Consider the following 17,828-nt stretch of genomic DNA (forward strand, 5'->3'; position numbering starts at 1 on the left):
GTTGACTTTTGGCACGCTGTTGAGTTCTCAAGGAACGGACGCTTCCTTCGTACTCACCCTCTCGGGCTTTCCTCCGGGCGCTTCCCTTCGGTGTTCCACCACTCTATCAGGAGTTTTCCCGCTCCCTTACCGCCGCATTCCTTCCGCATTCACATCCACAATGGGACGGTCACGCAAAAAGACATGGCAGATCCGGGAGGATCAATTCCGATGGAGGCCGCCCCCGCTTCACCAGCACTCGGGCTGGCCTCGGTCGTGGGCAGGGATCTGACAGTACAGGGACCCTCCGGGGCTGGCAAATCGATTACGCAGCGCACTCGTCGAGGGGGCCGCGCACTCGTGCGGAAGCCCCAGTTCCTATGACTTAGGCTCTGATCAGTGCGCCGTCCGGGACAGGTAGTGACGGTGCGTGATGAATCTCCACCCCTGGGAGGCTTCCCATGACCACCGTGACGTCCCCTATCGCCGGACGTGCCATCGGACTCTCGGCCGTGCCCGACCCGGTGTTCTCCGGCGCAATGGTGGGTCCCGGTACCGCGGTCGACCCGGTGCGCGAGCCCGCCGAGGCCGTCGCACCCGTTGACGGCGTCATCGTTTCGCTGCACCCGCACGCGTTCGTCGTCGTCGACTCCGAAGGCCACGGCGTGCTGACGCACCTGGGCATCGACACCGTGCAGCTCAATGGCGAGGGTTTCGAACTGCTCGTCAACAAGGGCGACACCGTCACGCGGGGCCAGGCGGTCGTGCGTTGGAATCCGGCCGCTGTCGAGGAGGCGGGCAAGTCCCCGATCTCCCCGGTCATCGCCCTCGAAGCGAGCGCCGACTCGCTCGGCGAGGTCCGCGAGGACGGCGACATCAAGGCCGGCGACCAGCTCTTCAGCTGGCAGTGAGCCATCGCCGTCCTGAGGACGGCCGGCACGTACGACACCCCACCGCGGCGGTCCCCACCGCCGCACCAACGGAGACGGTTGATGATGGAAACAACGCTGCGAGGCGTCGGCGTGAGCCACGGTGTGGCGATCGGCGAAGTGCGGCACATGGGCACGGCGGTCCTGGAGCCCCCGGCCAAGCAGATTCCGACGGACGAGGCGCCGCGTGAACAGGGACGCGCGCGTCAGGCCGTGGAGGCTGTCGCCGCCGACCTCATGGCGCGTGGTCAGCTGGCCGGCGGCGAGGCCCAGGCCGTGCTGGAGGCCCAGGCCATGATCGCTCAGGACCCCGAGCTGGCCGCCGATGTCGACCGGCGCATCGCGGTGGGCAGCACCGCCGAGCGCGCCGTGTACGACGCCTTCTCGCACTACCGGGAACTGCTGGCCGGCGCCGGTGAGTACATGGCCGGCCGGGTGGCCGACCTCGACGATGTGCGCAACCGCATCGTCGCCCGGCTGCTGGGCGTGCCGATGCCGGGCGTGCCGGACAGCGACGAGCCCTATGTGCTGATCGCCCGGGACCTGGCGCCCGCGGACACCGCGCTGCTGGACCCGAGCCTGGTGCTCGGCTTTGTCACCGAGGAGGGCGGGCCGACCAGCCACAGCGCCATCCTGGCCCGCGCCCTGGGTGTGCCGGCCGTGGTCGCCTTGCCGGGCGCCGGTGAGCTGGCCGAGGGCACCGTGGTGGCGGTCGACGGCAGCACCGGTGAAGTCTTTGTGGACCCGAGCGCCGACAAGCGGGCCGAGCTGGCCAAGGCGCTGGAGGAGCGCAAGGCCGCGCTGGCCGCCTCCTCCGGGCCGGGTGCCACCTCCGACGGTCACAAGGTGCCGCTGCTGGCCAATGTGGGCGGTCCGGCCGATGTCCCGGCGGCGGTGGAGGCCGGCGCGGAGGGCGTGGGCCTGTTCCGTACCGAGTTCCTCTTCCTGGACGACAGCAAGCGGGCGCCCTCCGAGGCCAAGCAGGTCGAGTCCTATCGCAAGGTGCTGGAGGCGTTCCCCGAGGGGCGGGTCGTGGTGCGCGTGCTGGACGCGGGCGCCGACAAGCCGCTGGACTTCCTGACGCCGGCGGACGAGCCCAACCCCGCGCTGGGCGTACGCGGTCTGCGTACCCTGCTGGACCACCCGGAGGTGCTGCGCACCCAGCTCACCGCGCTGGCCAAGGCCGCCGAGGGACTGCCGGTCTACCTCGAGGTCATGGCCCCGATGGTGGCCGACCGCACGGATGCCAGGGCCTTCGCCGACGCCTGCCGTGCGGCGGGGCTGCGGGCCAAGTTCGGTGCCATGGTGGAGATTCCGTCCGCCGCGCTGCGGGCCCGTTCGATCCTGCAGGAGGTCGAGTTCCTTTCGCTGGGCACCAATGACCTCGCCCAGTACACCTTCGCGGCCGACCGCCAGGTCGGTGCGGTGGCCCGGCTGCAGGACCCGTGGCAGCCCGCGCTGCTCGACCTGATCGCGGCCTCCGCCGAGGCCGCCAAGGCCGAGGGCAAGAGCTGCGGCGTGTGCGGTGAGGCCGCGGCCGACCCGCTGCTGGCCTGTGTGCTGACCGGTCTGGGAGTGACCAGCCTGTCCATGGGCGCGGCGTCGATCCCCTATGTGCGGGCCACGCTGGCCAAGCACACCCTGGCGCAGTGCGAGCGCGCGGCCGCCGCGGCCCGTGCCACGGACTCGGCCGAGGAGGCCCGGATCGCCGCGCAGGCGGTGCTGTCCGGCGAGTGACCGGCTGGTGATGGACCGGCTGACCGGCGTGTGACATGCCGGGCGGCGTTTTCCGAGGGGTGCTCCACCTGCTGGTGGGGCACCCCTCGTCGGTTTCCGGCCCCGGGGTGACCGGTCCGCCAGGTCAATCGGCCTCCTCGCCATCAGCCTCCTCGCCATCGTCCGGCTCGCCATCGTCAAGCTCGCCATCGTCCAGCTCGGCCGCCGCCCGGTATTCGACATCCGGCTCGGGGGGCAGCGGTTCGCCGGTGGCGGCGTCAGTGCAGTAGGCGGCGAAGACCTCGGCCTCGGTCAGCGGCCGGAGCCAGCCGTCCCGCAGGCTCCAGCCGCGCACCGACTCGGCCCGGCCCGGCAGCCGGGTGCGCGCCACCAGCCCGCCCGGCCGGCCGGTGGCGATCCCAGCGGCCAGCACCGTGCACAGCAGCATCGCCTCCGGCTCGGACACCAGCAGCCGTCCGTCCGTGGTGGCCTCCACGCTCAGCACCGCGACCATGGGCGCGGCCAGGGGCGCGTTCCGCTCGGCGGGGACGCTGCACACCAGGTGGTGGGTGCCCCGGCCCAGCGACTCGACCAGCCGGCGCACCGCCAGTGAGGCCCGGGCGAAGGCCGCCCGCCCGATGTCCCGGCCGCAGGCGTCGCAGTCGTCGCGGGTCAGCAGCGCACCGGCGCGCTCCCAGGTGGCCCGCTGCTCGCTCTCCTCGACCAGGCGGGGCAGCAGCCGGGTGAGGGGCTGGCCGCCGTACTCCAAGGTGGCTCCGGCGGCGGCGACTTCGGCGGTGTACCGGGTGCGGCTGGCCGGGGTGTCGGGGTCGAGGCGGCGGTGGGCGCAGTACATCTCGTAGCCGGCGGGGTCGAAGCGGGCGACGCTGGTGTGGCCGCCCCGGGCGGCCAGCGAGCGCAACAGCCGGTCCATGTGCCGCAGATAGGCGGCGTGGTCCTCGAAGGCGAAGCTCGGGTAGCGCCGCATGACGGCGAAGTCCGCCTCGTCGGCCAGCACGGCGACGGTGCTGGCCACTTCGTCGTGCGGTGGGCGTCCCGGTCCGGTCCGGGTGCGGGCGTTGTCGGTGTGCATGTTCCACTCCCCCTGTCGCGGTGCGGCACTGTGATCCAGTGCTCACTCACCGTAACCGGGGCCACTGACAACGCCCTTGGGCGGCGGTCAGGCCTCGGTGCGGCGGCGCCCCAGCTCCTCGTAGAAGGAGAGCAGCGCGGGGTTGTCCACCGAGCCCGGGTTGACCGCCTTGGCCAGCGGGGTGCCCTGGAGCAGCCGCTTGACCGGCACTTCGATGCGCTTGCCGGTCAGGGTGTGCGGGACGGCCTCGACCTGGATCACCTCGTCGGGCACATGGCGCGGCGAGAGCTGTTCCCGGATGGTTCGCTTGATCTTCTCCAGCAGGGCGTCGTCCAGGGCGGCGCCGGGGGCGAGGTGGACGAACAGCGGCATCCAGTAGCCGCCGTCGGGCAGTTCCACGCCGATCACCAGTGACTCGCGGATTTCCGGGAGGCGTTCGACGGCCTCGTAGATGTCCGCTGAACCCATGCGTACGCCCTGGCGGTTGAGGGTGGAGTCGGAGCGGCCGTGGATGATGACGCTGCCGCGTGAGGTGAGGGTGATCCAGTCCCCGTGCCGCCAGACGCCGGGGTACATCTCGAAGTAGCTCTCCCGGTAGCGGCTGCCGTCGGGGTCGTTCCAGAACCGGACCGGCATGGAGGGCATCGGCGCGGCGACCACCAGCTCGCCCACCTCGTCGGTGACCGGCTTGCCCTGGGCGTCCCAGGCCTGGAGGTCGGTGCCCAGGCAGGGTGCCTGGAGTTCGCCGATATGGACCGGCAGGGTGGGTACGGCTCCCGCGAAGCAGCTGCACACATCGGTGCCGCCGCTGACCGAGGCGATCCACATGTCCGCGGAGATCTCGTCGTGGATCCAGCGGAAGCCGTCCGGCGGGAGCGGCGATCCGGTGGTGGCCACACAGCCGATACGGGACAGGTCGAGGTCCCGGCCGGGGTGGATGTCCGCCTTGCGGCAGGCCATCACATAGGCGGCGGAGGTGCCGAAGAGGGTGGTGCCGGTGCGCTCGGCGACCCGCCACTGGGCGGCGGTGTCGGGGTAGCCGGGGCTGCCGTCGTACAGCACCGTGGTGGCGCCCACCAGCAGGCCGGAGACCAGGAAGTTCCACATCATCCAGCCGGTGGAGGTGTACCAGAAGAAGCGGTCCCCGGGCCCCAGGTCGCAGTGCAGGGTGAGCTGTTTGAGGTGCTCGACGAGGATGCCGCCCTGGGACTGGACGATGGCCTTGGGCAGGCCGGTGGTGCCCGAGGAGTAGAGCACCCACAGCGGGTGGTCGAAGGGGACCTGCTCGAAGACGGGTTCCACATCGGCCGAGGTGAGCGCGGACCACTCCAGCGCGCCCTCGGGTGCCTCGGTGCCGAGCAGCGGGATGTGCACCACGGCGCGCAGCGTGGGCAGTTGGGCGCGCAGTTCGGCGACCACGTCGGTCCGTTGGTGCCGCTTGCCGCCGTAGTGGTAGCCGTCGACGGCGAACAGCACCACCGGCTCGACCTGTTGGAAGCGGTCCAGCACGCTGCGGGCGCCGAAGTCGGGGGCGCAGGAGGTCCATACGCCGCCGACGGCGGCGGTGGCCAGCAGGGCGACCACGGCCTGCGGGATGTTGGGCAGATAGCCGCTGACCCGGTCGCCGGGGCGCACGCCCAACCGGCGCAGTTCGGCGGCCAGCGAGCCGACCTGGCGGCGGAGTTCGGCCCAGGAGACCGGCTGGGGCTCATGGGTCTCGTCGACATACAGCAGGGCGGGTTCGGCGGCGCGGGCGCTGTCCTCGGCGGTGCGCAGGGCGTGCTGGGCGTAGTTGAGGGTGGCGCCGGGGAACCAGGCGGCGCCGGGCATGCCGCGGTCGGCGAGTACCCGCTGGTACGGGGTGGTGAAGCGGACCCGGCACCATTCGGTGACCGCCTGCCAGAAGCGTTCCAGCTCTTCCACCGACCAGCGGTGCAGGGCGGCGTAGCTCGCGGCCGGGTCGCCGGGGACGGGCGCGGGGGCGCCATGGTGTTCGGCGGCCCAGACGTGGAAGCGGGTGACCTGTGCCCGGGAGATGCGGTCCGCTGAGGGGTGCCACAGGGGCTGTGGCGCTTCGGCGGGCTGCGGTGCGGTGGTCATCTGGCTGCTCCCGGGAGTACGCGTGGTCGGCGTGACCGCGTTCATCAGGGTGGGTGCACGCGGCTGACCAGGACGATGCCATGTGATCGAGTCGCGCACCAGGGTCTGCGCCGCATCTCACTGCGGGATGGCCACTAGGGGCTTTTCCAGGGGTGAACGGATGCTGAACGCACCGCGGCCCGGCCGGAGTCGATGGCAGGGTGAACGTCATGGATGCGCGTGACCTGGGACGGTCGGTCAAGTGGGTGACTTCGTTCAGGACGGTGGGGGCGGCGCGGGTGCTGCGGTCGGTGCGGTCGGCCTGGCGGAACCGGCGGCTGGACGCGGCGGGGCTGCCCCGGCCGGGGGCGGAGCGGGCCCGGGTGCCGGGAGTGGCGGTGGGTGCCCGGCCGCTGCCCGGCGGCGGGGTGATCCGCTTCGCCCGGTCCGAGCTGCTGGTGCGGGTGGCGGCGGGCGGTGCGGTGTTCTGCGGCTGGGACGGGGCCGGGCCGCAGCCGTCGTACGCGCTGGCGGGGGCGGTTCCGGAGGCGGACGAGCGGGTGCTGCTGGAGCCGGACACCGATGGCGGCTGGCGGGTGGTCTCGGAGCGGCTGCTGGTGGCGGTCTCCCGGTACGGGGCGGTGGAGGTGCGGACGCCGGGCGGGGTGGTGCTGCGGCGTGAGCAGCCGCCGCGCTGGTGGGAGCCTGTGGATCCGTCCGATGCCGCGGAGGGCGGGCCGCGCTGGGTGCAGCGTGCCGAAGTGCCGCCGGACGCGCGGTACTTCGGTCTGGGCGGCCGCTCCGCGGGCCCGCGGCTGCGGGACGGTGTCTACCGGCTGTGGAACTCCGATCCGGGGGGCTCCTTCCTGCCGGGCGACGATCCGCTGTATGTGACCATGCCGGTGCAGCTGGTGGTGGCGGACGCGGGGACGCACCTGGTGTTCCACGACAACTCCTTCGACGGCCGGGTGTCCTTGTGGGAGGGCGAGGAGGGCGAGGGCTCCGGGCACGACCGGCCGGGCCGGGCCGAGATCCGGATGGAGGGGGGTCCGCTGCGCTACTGGGTGCTGGTGGGCACGCCCGCGCGGGTGCTGCGCACCTGGGCGGGGCTGACCGGCGGGGCGGCGCTGCCGCCGGCCTGGGCGCTGGGCCACCACCACGCCCGCTGGGGTTTCGGCAGTGCCGAGGAGGTGCGGCGGGTGGTGGCCGGCTACCGGGAGCGCGGCCTGCCGCTGTCCGCGGTGCATCTGGACATCGACCACTACCGGGGCCACCGGGTGTTCACCGTGGACCGGGAGCGCTTCGCCGATCTGCCGGGCCTGGCCGGGGAGTTGCGGGAGTCGGGGGTGCGCCTGGTGTCCATCGTGGATCCGGCGGTCAAGGTGGAGCCCGGGCTGGCGGCGTATGACGGCGGGCTGGCGGTGGATGCCTTTGTCCGTGATCCGCGGGGCGAGCCGGTGCGCGGTGAGGTGTGGTCGGGGGAGTCGGTGTATCCGGACTTCACGGATCCGCGGGTGCGCGAGTGGTGGGGCGGGCTGTACGCGGAGCGGCTGGCGCAGGGCTTCGCCGGCTTCTGGCACGACATGAACGAGCCGGTGTCCTTCTCGGCCTTCGGTGACCAGTCGCTGCCACGTTCCGCCCGGCACGCGCTGGAGGGCCGGGGTGGTGACCACCGCGAGGCACACAATGTCTACGGTCTGCTGATGACCCGCGCGGGGTACGAGGGGTTGCGGGCGCTGCGGCCACGGGAGCGGCCGTTTGTCTTCTCCCGCTCCGGGTGGGCCGGGATGCAGCGCTATGGCGGTACCTGGTCGGGGGATGTGGCCACCGGCTGGCCGGGGCTGCGGGCCTCGCTGGCGCTGGTGCTGGGGCTGGGGCTGTGCGGGGTGCCCTATTCCGGGCCGGATGTCGGCGGCTTCACCGGTTCGCCTTCGCCGGAGTTGTATCTGCGCTGGTTCCAACTGGGCTCGTATCTGCCGCTGTTCCGTACCCATTCGGCCATCTCGGCGGGCCGGCGGGAGCCTTGGGAGTTCGGGCCCGAGGTGCTGGAGCATGTGGGGGCGGCGCTGCGCGAGCGGCAGCGGCTGCTGCCGTACTGGATGACCCTGGCCCAGCTGGCGCTGCGCACCGGTGCTCCCTATGTGCGTCCGGTGTGGTGGCGGGCTCCGGAGGACCGGGCGCTTCGGGACTGCGAGGACGCTTTCCTGCTGGGCGACGCACTGCTGGTGGCCCCGGTGCTGGAGCAGGGCGCGGACCGGCGGGCGGTGCGGCTGCCGCGCGGGCGGTGGTACGACACCGCGACGGAGCGGGCCTATGAGGGGCCGGGGCAGATGCTGCTGGACGCTCCGCTGTCCCGGATTCCGGTGCTGGTGCGGGCGGGTTCGGTGCTGCCGGTCGCCGGCCCGGACGGCACGGTGGCGCTGGAGGTGTGGGCGCCGGCCCCCGGGCGTACCGGTGGCGGAGTGCTGATCGGGGAGGACGGGGTGGTGGTGCGGTTCACCGCGCGGTGGCGGGAGCAGGCGGTGCGGGTGGAGCAGGAGGGGGCGGAGGAGGTGGCCTATCCGGTGCGGCTGCGGGGCTGAGGAGCTCCGGGCCAGGGGCAGCGGCCCGGCCCCGCCCCGCCGGAGGGGCCGCTGGGCCCGTCCGGCGGTGACGGCCGTGCTTCCGCCGCGGGCGCCCTGACCGTGCGGGCCGGGGCGGCGCCGGGCCGGTCCTCAGCCGGCCGAGCTGCGCGGCTCGCTGGCCAGGTGGGCGCCTACCCGCTGGACCAGCAGCGTCATCTCATAGGCCACCAGGCCGATGTCGGAGTCCGCGTCGGCCAGCACGGCCAGCGCGCTGCCCTGCCCGGCGGCGGTGACGAACAGGAAGGCCTTGTCCAGCTCGACCACGGTCTGCCGCACCTGGCCGGCGTCGAAGCGCTGGCCCACGCCCTTGGCCAGGCTGTGGAAGCCGGAGGAGATGGCGGCGAGGTGCTCGGCGTCCTCGCGGGTGAGGTCCTTGGAGGTGCCGATGGACAGGCCGTCGCCGGAAAGCACCAGGGCCTGGCGGATGGTGCCGACCCGCTCGACCAGATCGTCCAGCAGCCAGTTGAGTTTGCCCGTGCCGGCACTGTGGCCCGGAGTGGTCTCTGGCGAAGCGTTGCTTATGGCGGTCATCGACCGTCCCTCTCAGTTGTTGTTCCTGGTGCGGTGGTTCTGGGTGGTGAAGGCGGGGTGGTGCGGCCGTGTTCCCGGCCGCGCCGCCAGCCTCGCTGAAGAGCCGTCATCCGGGCCCGTACCTCCTCGGCGTTCCGTGGCGGCGGCTCGGTCTCCGGTGGTCTGGGCGGCTGCGGCCGGCGAGGGCGCCTGGGCAGGCCGCCCGGCGGGGTCGGTTCCGCCTCCGGCAGTGCGTCAATGAGGGTACGTCCATGATCGGAGACCAGCACCGGGGTGCGGCGACGCGGTGGGCCGACGGCCTCCCCGGGCCTTGGGCGCGGGCGTCCGGCGGGCGGGCGCGGGCCGGCTGAGGCGTCCCCCGCCGATGGCTCGCCCGGTAACGGCTCGCCGGACAAGGGCTCGGACAAGGGCTCGCCCGGTAAGCGCTGCGCCGGGTGCTCCTCCGATAAGTGCGGGGTGGCGAGGTGGCGCAGCAGCGGCCGCTGCTCCCCGGCCGGTCCGTCGGCCGGTGCGGCGGCCGGGCGGGGCTCGAACGGCGAGAATGGCGGCTCCAGTTCGACCGGTGCCCGCTGGGCCAGGCGTCCCCCGCCGGCCGGCTCCGGCTCCGGCCCGGCCGGGGCGTCGGTGAGCAGTGCCGAGGGGATGAGCACCACGGCGGTGGTGCCGCCGTACGGCGAGGGCTGGAGCGAGACCCTGATGCCATGGTTCCTGGCCAGCCTGCTGACCACGAACAGGCCCAGCCGGTCGGTGCGGGAGAGTTCGAACTCGGGCGCCTGGGCCAGGGCGAGGTTGGCCTCGGCGAGCGCCTCGGGGGCCAGTCCGGGGCCCCGGTCGTGGATCTCCACGGTGAAGCCATTGGCGACCCGGCCGCCGACCACCTGCACCGCGGTGTGCGGCGGTGAGAAGACGGCGGCGTTCTCCAGGAGTTCGGCCAGCAGGTGGGTGAGGTCGGAGACGGCGGCGCCGAGCACCGCCAGGCCGGGCAGCCGGCGCAGTTCGATGCGCTGGTATGCCTCGACTTCGGCGACGGCCGAGCGGACCACGTCCATCAGCGGTTCCGGCCGGCACCACTGGCGGGAGCCGGTGGTGCCGGAGAGGATCACCAGGCCCTCGGCGTGCCGGCGCATCCGGGTGGTGAGGTGGTCCAGCCGGAACAGGTCGGCGAGTTCCACGGGGTCCTCGGTGCGGCGTTCCATGTCCTCCAGCAGGGCCAGCTGGCGGTGGAGCAGCACCTGGTTGCGGCGGGCGAGGTTGACGAACACCTCGGAGACCTTGCGCCGGGTCTCGGCCTGTTTGACGGCCGCCTCCACGGCGGCGCGCTGCAGGGTGTTGAGCGCCCGGCCGACCTGGCCCAGTTCATTGGGCGGGTAGTCCAGCAGGGGTGCCTCGGTTTCCACGTCGACCCTTTCGCCGGCGGCCAGTCTGCGCAGCAGTCCGGGCAGCCGCACCCCGGACACCTCATGGGCTTCCCGCCGCAGCCGGTGCAGTTCGCGGATCAGGGCGCGGCCGATCCGCCAGGAGACCACCAGCGAGCAGGCCAGGGCGGCCAGTCCGAGCAGTCCGGCGACGGCGGCCTTGACCATCACGGCGTCGGCCACGGGCTCCAGCCGGTCCCGGTAGCGGGCCATGGCCTCGCTGTCCATCCGGGACAGGTCCTCCAGCACCGAGCCCACGGCGGCCTGCCAGCGCCGCTGGGCGACGGCGTGGACGGCGGGGCGGCCGGGGCCGGCGGTGATCACGGCTTCCTCGGCGGCGGTCAGCGCATGGGCGTTGCCGCCGCGCCAGTAGTCCTCGAAGAGCTTCTGGTCGGCCACCGGGAGGGCGCTGAGGTTGGTGTTGTAGAGGACCCGGCGTTCGGCCACCCGGTCCGCGAAGCCGCGCAGTTCCCGGGCGTTCATGGTGCCGGCCGTGAACGCGGCGGTGAGCAGGGCGTCTTCCCGGGAGACCGCCTCGTCGGCGCGGCCCAGCCCGAGCAGGGCGCGCCCCTGCTTGGCCAGGTCGGCGTCCTGGACGCCGCTGAGGCTGCCCAGCAACTCGTAGTAGGGGTCGATGAGTTCGTTGTAGGCGCGGTAGGCGTCGTACCGGTCGACGGTGCGTTCGCCGACCTTGCGGCGCAGGCTGTCCAGGCCGTCCAGGGCCGCTTCCGCGGTGCGCAGCCGGGCGGCGGTGCCGGCGGACAGTTCGCCGCGCAGATCGCCATTGACGGCGGAGCGGAAGCGGGCCACCGCACGGTCGGTCTCATGCTGCCGCGAACCGAGGTCCGCCGCCGGGCCGGAGCGGGGGCCGGCCAGGTACACCAGGGACTGGCGGCGTTCCTCGCGCAGCGCCTGGATGCTGCTGTCAACGGGCTTGCAGATCTTGCGCACCACCTCGCCGGCCGAGAACAGCCGGGCGGCCTCCCTTCCGGTGATCACGGTGGCGAAGGCCCACAGAGCGGTCAGGGACACCAACGGCACCAGCAGCAGCGCCACGATCTTCCGGCGGATGGACTTTCCGCGAAAGGGCATGGCCTCCCCCACGTCCTCCCGGCGGCACGAGAGGTGGTGTTCGACAGTAATGCTGCGTGAGCCTACTACTGCGAGGTAGACGCTCGAAGGCCTGTACGGACGAGAAGTCCAGGCCTGGACCAGACCAACTACCGCTATTTACCTAGAATTTGCCGGATATTTCCGGGTGGCTGATCCGCTGTGCCCCACTGAAGCCCGTTTTTCCCGGCCGGGTTATTTTGGGAGTCGATTCGGGAATGGCCCGGACATCAGGCAGCCACTGGGGGAGGTGAGCCGCCATGGATCATCCAAGCGCCCGCCCTGTGCGCGCCCGCAGACCGCTGTGGGCGGAGGAGCCGGTGCACCGTCCGCGGATGCCCGATCCGGTGCGTACCGCCGCGGTACGGGCCGTGGTCATTGTCGCGCTGACCCTGGTTCAGGCCATGGTCGCGCTGCTGTTCACCATGGCCGCGTCCTGGTGGGCGTTCCCCGCGGTGCTGTGCACGGTGGCGTTGACGGTGGCGGCGACCTGGGCGGTGCTGGATGTGTGGGTCACCCGTCAGGTGTGGCGGCAGCGGAACGGGGTGATCTCGGTGCCCAGTAGTTCGGCGCGGGCGCCGCGGGTCCGGCGGCCGCGCTATCCCTGACGATGCTGTCCCCGACCGTGCTGCCCCTGACGGTTCGGTGACGCACCGGCCGGCCGCGACCGGCCCGGGCCGGTCGCCACTGCCCTGAGGCGGCCGGCCCGGTGGTTCACCGGCCGGGTGCCGCCACGGCCTCCTCCTCGGCCGGGCGGCGGTACATCCGGGTCGCGGTGATCTCGCCGTGCACCGCCTCCGCCCCCGTGTCGCGCTGCGGCAGGCCGGGGCGCAGGTGTTCCTCCACGCTGATGTACTTCAGGCCCGCCCGCAGGTCCGCGTCATTGCGCAACCGGATGACCAGGGGGAACTCGGCCAGCGCGGTGGTGTCGAACAGGCCGGTGGTGTAGAGCAGCTGGACGCCCAGGGCGTCGGCCACCGCCCGCTGGAGCTCCAGCAGATAGGTGGCGTTGGCCCGGCCGATGGGGTTGTCCAGGAACAGCGTGCCAGCGTGCCGCTGTTTGTCCCGGCCCCGGTCGTTGCTGCGCAGCGCGGCCATGGTGCAGTACAGCGCGATGGCCGCGGTCAGCAGCTGGCCGCCGGAGAACACATCGCCCATCTGCCCGACCGGCACCCGCTCGGCGCGCAGCACCGCGTCCGGCTTGAGGATCTCCACCGCCACCCCGCGCGGCTGCAGCGCCGCCCGTACCCCGCGCAGCAGCAGGGACATACCGTCCCGGCGCAGGTCGGAGTTCTTCTTCACGGCCGCCCGGGTGGCCTCGTCGATGACCTCGCCCAGCCGCTCGGTGAGGGTGGACTGGTCCGGCTCCTCGAAGCGGATGCGCAGGAACTCCTGGCCCGACCACTCCCCCAGCCCCTCGGGCAGCCGGGACAGCCGCTGGGCGGAACGCAGGGTGGTGAGCGAGGACTCCACCAGGCCGCGCAGCCGGTCGACGATGCTGTCCCGGTTGCGCTCCAGCTGTGCCAGCTCGTCGGTGAGCACCCGCAGCCGGGGCGCGAAGGCCTCCGCCCAGGCGGCGGCGTACTCCGGCAGCGCGGCGGCGGGCAGTTCGCGGATCTGCTGACGGGCGGGGGTGCGCACCTGCTCGTAGCGGGTGGAGTTGGCGTGCCGCACCAGGACGTCACTGGCCTCGCGGACGGCGGACTCGGCGGCCGACAGCTCGCCGGCGCAGCCGCGCAGCGAACGCCGGGCCTCGGCCGCGGCCTGCCGGGCCTCCTCCAGTCCGCCGCCGTAGGGCTCGGGCTGGTCGTCCTCCTCGGCGGAGTGGTCCCGCAGCAGGTCGCGCAGCAGGGCGGCGGTGTCGTCGAAGCCGCCGGCCGCGTCCTCGGCGGCGCGGTGGGCGCGCAGCAGGTCGGCGTGGGCGGTGCGGGCGGCTTCCAACGCGTCGCTGCGGGCGGCCAGTTCGGCCGTGGCGCCGCGCAGCAGCTCCTTGGCCCGCTCGGCGTCGGCGGGCACCAGGTCCGCGGGCAGCTCGGTGTGCGCCTCGCCGTCCGCGGGGGCCAGCCGCTCGGTCTCGCCGCGCAGCCGGCCCAGTTGCTCACTGGCGGCCGAGGCCCGGGACTCCAGCATCTGCACCAGTGCCTCGGCGCGGGCCGCGGCCGCCTGCCGGGAGGGGCCGTCGGCACCGTCCGGGCTCTGCAGCAGCTGCTCGGCGCGGGTGCGCACCTTGTTGGTCAGCCGGTCGAGTTCGGCGCGGGCCGCGCTTTCGTCGCTCTCCGCGCGGGCCTGTTCGGCGCGCAGGTCGGCGCCGACGCCGACCTTCTCGTACACCTGGGAGGCGGCCCGGTATGCCTCGCGCAGCGCGGGCAGTGCGGTGGTGGACGCCTCATCGGCCTCGCCGAGGTCCTCGGGGGCGCCGGCGATCTCGGCGCGTTCGGCGCGCAGCGCGCGGGCGGTGCGGTGGGCGTCGTCGGCGGCGCGCTGGGCGGCCCGCCGGTCCTCGTCGGCGGCGCGCGCCCGGTCCACACAGACGGCCGCACGCTCCTCGAACTCGGCGGATTCCTCGGCCAGTTCGCGCAGCCGCAGCTGCCAGTTGGCACGCTCGCGCAGCCGGTGGGCCAGCCCGGCCAGCGCGTCGGCGACCCGGCGGGCCCGCTGGGCGGTCTCCTGCCGCTCCTCGCGCACCCGGGCCGTCTCGGCGGCGAGTTCCTCGGCCTCGGCCCGGACGGTACGGGCCTCGGCCAGCTCCTGCCCGGCGATCTCGGCGGCGGTCCGGGACCGTTCGGCCTCGGCGGCCAGTTCGGCGAGCCGGCCGGCCGGGCAGCCGGCCCGCCAGGAGGCCAGCCGGGCGGCCAGGGTGCGGTCCCCGGCCAGCCGGGCGGCGACGGCACGGATCTCCTCGTCCCGGGCGCCGGCCCGCTCGCGCAGGGCGGCCCGCTCCTGGTCGGCGGCGCTCTCGTCGTGCATGGCGGGGTTCGGCGGCACCAGGAACACCGAGCCGTCCTCGGCCCTGGGGCCGGGCGGGGCCAGCAGTGCGGCGGCGGTGCCCACCGCGACCGCGGAGCGCGGCAGCAGCGAAGCGGCGCCCAGGACCTCTCGGGCCCGGGTGTGCGCGTCCGGGTCGGTGACGACCACACCGTCCACCAGCTCGGGGCGGGCGGCCAGCACCCGGGCGTGGTCGGCGGGGTCCACGGCCTGGGCCAGATAGCGCCAGCCGGGCAGCGCCGGGATGCCGTGCTCGCCCAGGTACTCCACGGCGGCCAGCACATCGGGGCTGGGCGGCAGCAGCCCGCCGTCGCCCAGCGCGCCCAGGATGCGGGAGTCGTCGGCGGCCGCGGTGCGCAGGTCGAACAGCTGCCGCTCGGCGGCGGCCACGTTCTCGTCCAGCAGCTCGCGCAGCGCGTCGGCGCTGCGGTCCAGCTCCTCGGCGGTCAGCGGGCCTTCGGCGGCGGGCCGGCCGGCCGGGCCGTCCTCGTCCGGGGCCGTGCGCTGGCCCGGCACCTGGCCGCCGGCCGACGCCGGTGCCAGGCCCAGCAGTCCGGCCAGCCGCGGCTCCGCGCCAAGGGCCTCGGCGGCGCGCCGCTCGGCCTCGTAGGCCGCCTGGGCGGCCTGGGCCCCGTCGGCGGCCCGGGCGGCCGCCAGCTCGGCGCGGCTCTCCGCGGCCGCGGCCTCCCGGGAGCGGTCGGCGGCCTCCCGGGCCGCCTCGCGGGCGGCCTCGTAGGCTGCCAGGGCGGGCTTCTCCGCGTCGCTGGCGGCCAGCGCGGCCCTGGCGGGGTCGGCGTCCGGCGCACTGTCGTCCAGCCAGCCGGCCCGCACCGCCTCGGCGGTTTCCTGTTCCACCTCGGCCAGCCGCTGGCGCAGATGGCCGGCCTCGCTGCGGGCGCGCTGTGCCTCGGTGGCGGCGGCGGTGGCGTCCCGGTGCGCGGTCTCGCCGGCCTCCTGGAGCCCGGCGGAGCGGGCCTCATGTTCGTCGGCCAGCCGCTCGCCCTGCTCGGCGGCGGTGTTCAGGGCCCGTACCAGGTCGGCGGCGGCCCGGGTCCGGGCGGCCAGGGCCGGGGCGGCGTCCCGCTCGGCCTCGTGGATGGCGGCGGCCACCCGGGCCGAGCGGTCGGCGGCGGCCCGGTGGCGCAGCACGGTCTCGGCGGCCTGCCAGGCGGAGTGCAGGGTACGGGCGTCATTGAGCTCGCGGCGCTGGGCGGTGGCCGCCTTCTCCGCGGCGGTCAGCGCCAAGGAGGCGTGCCGGTAGGCGAGTTCGGCGGAGATCAGCGAGGCACGGCCCCGCTCGGCGTCGGCGTCGGTGACCCGGTGGGCGGCGGCCGCCACCTGCTCGGCCAGCTCGGCGGCGCGGCCGCGCTCCTCGGCGCCGCGCGCGGACAGCCGGCGCGCCAGCAGACGGGTGCGGCGCTCGGCGGCGGTGTGCACGCCCCGGGCCTGCTCGCGCCGGGCGCCGGCCTCGGCGATCCGGGAGAGCAGGTCCAGCGAGCCGGCGGTGAAGTCGCGTTCGGCGGTCAGCTCGGCCCGGCGGCCCAGCTTGTGGGCGAAGCCGTGCACCAGGTCGGCCAGGCCGTCGGTGTCCCGGGTGTCGGTGACGGCGCGCAGCAGCAGGTCGGTGAAGTCGGAGTCGTTCTTCACCGCGAACAGGCCGGCCGCCTCGCCCTCGTCGGCGTTCATCTCCCGCTGGTAGCGGAAGAGTTCGGGGTCCAGGCCCAGCTCGCCGAGGTGTTCGTTCCAGCGCTCGTGGATCTCCTCCCACACCACATCCAGGTGCGGGTAGGTCTTGCCGGCCTCGGTGAGCGCGTCCCGGAAGCCCTTCATGGTGCGGCGGCGCCCCCGGGCGCCGGAGCTGCCGTCCGCCGGGTTACGCATGGCGGTGGACTCGGAGACCGGCAGCGAGTCCAGGCTGAGGCCGGGTCCGGGCCGGAAGGAGTACCAGGCCTCGGCGAACTTGCGCGGGTCGTTGGAGACCTGGCGGCCGCGCCACTCGCTGACCTTGCCGACCACCACGCTCTCGCCGGTGAGGACGTGCTGCCACTCCAGGGCCACATGCCCGCAGTCGTCGGCCAGCAGGAACTTGCGCAGTACGCCGGAGCTGGCGCCGCCCAGGGTGTTGCGGTGGCCGGGCAGCATCACCGAGAAGATCAGCTTGAGCAGGACGGACTTGCCGCCGCCGTTCTCCAGGAAGAGCACGCCCGCGGGCGCCGGGCGGCGCGGCGGGCCGACCGGCTCCTCCTCGAAGAACTCCGCCTGGGTGGGCGCGGGAGACGGCACCGGGGCTCCGACCCCGCGCAGGTCCAGCACGGTGTCGGCGTAGCGCGCACCGGCGGGCCCGATGGAGTAGAGGCGGACCCGGGACAGCTCGTACATGGCGGCGGACTCTCGTTGATCGCTGGTGGGTTGACGGGCAGGAGACTCGGGAGGCTCAGGAGTGGAAGGGCAGACCGGCGTCGGCGACCAGGTCGAGGTCGTCGGTCTCCTCCGGCGGCAGCAGGCTGGCGGAGCCGTCGCCGACCGGGACCACGCCCAGTTCCAGCAGCTCGGTCATGGCGGCGTTGCCCGCCATGTCGCGCACCTGGAGCTGGTAGCGGGGGGTGGTGCGGTAGGTGCCGCCGGCCTCGTCGCCGGTGCGCTGCAGGAAGCCGGAGTCCATCAGGAAGGCGACCGCCTTGGCGATGATGCCGGTGGTGGAACCGGCCAGCCGGCGGGCGTCCTTGGTGGCGCCGGTGGCGCTGCGCCGGGCGTAGACCCGCCAGGCGGCCTCCAGGCCGGGGGCGTCGGTGGTGGGGTCGGTGTTCTCGCCCTGCTCGGCGGCCCGCTCCTCCAGCCGGCGGCAGGCCTGCCGGACGAAGGCGTCCACGCCGTTGACGGTGACCCGGCCGATATAGCCGTCGTCGGCCAGGTCCTCGGGGCGCGGGAAGGCGAGCGCGGCGACCGCGAGGTGGGCCAGTCCGTGCAGGAAGCGGTCGCCGGAGTCGACGGTGGCACGGCGGGCGTAGTCGCCCATGCGGACGGCGAACACGGAGTCCTCGGCGGCGGTCACCGCCATGCCGGCCCGGGTGGAGACCTCCAGCACGACCAGGCCGAGGCCGGCGGCGACGGCGTCGGCGAGCCGGGCGAAGGCGGGGTCCTCGCGGTGGCGGCGCAGCAGCTCCGCGTATTCGGCGTCGCGGGCCGGGACGAGCTTGGGCTGCAGCCCGAAGGCGATCAGGCGGGCGGCGTCGGCGGCGTCCGCGGGGGTCACCGCGGAGGACCTGGGTTCCGGCTCCTCCGGCTGCGCCGGGTCTTCGATCGTCTCGTAGTCGGTCACGCTGCTCGCTCCTGTGGTCGCGGACTGAGGTGTTGCCCCAGACCCGCC

Annotated in this window: 10 protein-coding genes; 4 read left to right on the forward strand and 6 right to left on the reverse strand. The window is 74.0% G+C overall.

Annotated features, from left to right (window positions below; translation table 11 throughout):
* Positions 1-440 precede the first annotated feature (440 nt).
* Entirely contained in the window at positions 441-890 is a 450-nt protein-coding gene (locus ACIHFE_RS33315; protein WP_400112640.1) for a PTS glucose transporter subunit IIA, read from the forward strand.
* Between the two features lie 84 nt (positions 891-974).
* Positions 975-2,645: a phosphoenolpyruvate--protein phosphotransferase gene (gene ptsP, locus ACIHFE_RS33320; RefSeq protein WP_400112710.1), complete on the forward strand. Its 1,671-nt coding sequence runs from the start codon at positions 975-977 to the stop codon at positions 2,643-2,645.
* Between the two features lie 124 nt (positions 2,646-2,769).
* Here the strand turns inward: ptsP and ACIHFE_RS33325 are convergent, their stop codons facing one another.
* Positions 2,770-3,717 (reverse strand): hypothetical protein, encoded by a 948-nt coding sequence (locus ACIHFE_RS33325; protein ID WP_400112642.1) that lies wholly within the window; start codon positions 3,715-3,717, stop codon positions 2,770-2,772.
* A gap of 87 nt (positions 3,718-3,804) precedes the next feature.
* On the reverse strand, positions 3,805-5,817 hold the full coding sequence (locus ACIHFE_RS33330; protein ID WP_400112643.1) for an acetoacetate--CoA ligase: 2,013 nt from the start codon (positions 5,815-5,817) through the stop codon (positions 3,805-3,807).
* Between the two features lie 209 nt (positions 5,818-6,026).
* Between ACIHFE_RS33330 and ACIHFE_RS33335 the strand changes: the two genes are divergently transcribed.
* Positions 6,027-8,378 carry a glycoside hydrolase family 31 protein gene (locus ACIHFE_RS33335; protein ID WP_400112645.1) on the forward strand — a complete coding sequence of 784 codons (2,352 nt, stop codon included), beginning with the start codon at positions 6,027-6,029 and terminating at the stop codon, positions 8,376-8,378.
* A gap of 132 nt (positions 8,379-8,510) precedes the next feature.
* Here the strand turns inward: ACIHFE_RS33335 and ACIHFE_RS33340 are convergent, their stop codons facing one another.
* Complete coding sequence (locus tag ACIHFE_RS33340; protein WP_400112647.1) at positions 8,511-8,951, reverse strand: roadblock/LC7 domain-containing protein; 441 nt, start codon at positions 8,949-8,951, stop codon at positions 8,511-8,513.
* Positions 8,948-11,458: a nitrate- and nitrite sensing domain-containing protein gene (locus ACIHFE_RS33345; RefSeq protein WP_400112649.1), complete on the reverse strand. Its 2,511-nt coding sequence runs from the start codon at positions 11,456-11,458 to the stop codon at positions 8,948-8,950. Before ACIHFE_RS33345 ends, ACIHFE_RS33340 begins: the two co-directional genes overlap by 4 nt.
* Positions 11,459-11,736: 278 nt before the next feature.
* On the opposite strand from ACIHFE_RS33345, the gene ACIHFE_RS33350 reads away from it, so the two are divergent.
* Positions 11,737-12,084, forward strand: coding sequence for a hypothetical protein (locus tag ACIHFE_RS33350; protein WP_400112651.1), 348 nt, complete (start codon positions 11,737-11,739; stop codon positions 12,082-12,084).
* A gap of 106 nt (positions 12,085-12,190) precedes the next feature.
* Here ACIHFE_RS33350 and ACIHFE_RS33355 read toward each other — a convergent pair whose 3' ends face one another.
* Positions 12,191-16,840 (reverse strand): hypothetical protein, encoded by a 4,650-nt coding sequence (locus ACIHFE_RS33355; protein ID WP_400112653.1) that lies wholly within the window; start codon positions 16,838-16,840, stop codon positions 12,191-12,193.
* Positions 16,841-16,895: 55 nt separating this feature from the next.
* A complete protein-coding gene (locus tag ACIHFE_RS33360) occupies positions 16,896-17,762 on the reverse strand; it encodes a hypothetical protein (RefSeq protein ID WP_400112711.1) in 867 nt (288 codons plus the stop codon).
* Positions 17,763-17,828 lie beyond the last annotated feature (66 nt).

This window comes from Streptomyces sp. NPDC052396, from assembly GCF_044593195.1.
GTDB lineage: Bacteria > Actinomycetota > Actinomycetes > Streptomycetales > Streptomycetaceae > Streptomyces.

Excerpts from the sequence above, each read along its gene's own strand:
- ptsP (WP_400112710.1), top strand. The coding sequence starts at position 975 with ATGGAAACAACGCTGCGAGGCGTCGGCGTGAGCCACGGTGTGGCGATC.
- ACIHFE_RS33325 (WP_400112642.1), bottom strand. The coding sequence starts at position 3,717 with ATGCACACCGACAACGCCCGCACCCGGACCGGACCGGGACGCCCACCG.
- ACIHFE_RS33335 (WP_400112645.1), top strand. The coding sequence starts at position 6,027 with ATGGATGCGCGTGACCTGGGACGGTCGGTCAAGTGGGTGACTTCGTTC.
- ACIHFE_RS33345 (WP_400112649.1), bottom strand. The coding sequence starts at position 11,458 with ATGCCCTTTCGCGGAAAGTCCATCCGCCGGAAGATCGTGGCGCTGCTG.
- ACIHFE_RS33315 (WP_400112640.1), top strand. The coding sequence starts at position 441 with ATGACCACCGTGACGTCCCCTATCGCCGGACGTGCCATCGGACTCTCG.
- ACIHFE_RS33330 (WP_400112643.1), bottom strand. The coding sequence starts at position 5,817 with ATGACCACCGCACCGCAGCCCGCCGAAGCGCCACAGCCCCTGTGGCAC.
- ACIHFE_RS33340 (WP_400112647.1), bottom strand. The coding sequence starts at position 8,951 with ATGACCGCCATAAGCAACGCTTCGCCAGAGACCACTCCGGGCCACAGT.
- ACIHFE_RS33350 (WP_400112651.1), top strand. The coding sequence starts at position 11,737 with ATGGATCATCCAAGCGCCCGCCCTGTGCGCGCCCGCAGACCGCTGTGG.
- ACIHFE_RS33355 (WP_400112653.1), bottom strand. The coding sequence starts at position 16,840 with ATGTACGAGCTGTCCCGGGTCCGCCTCTACTCCATCGGGCCCGCCGGT.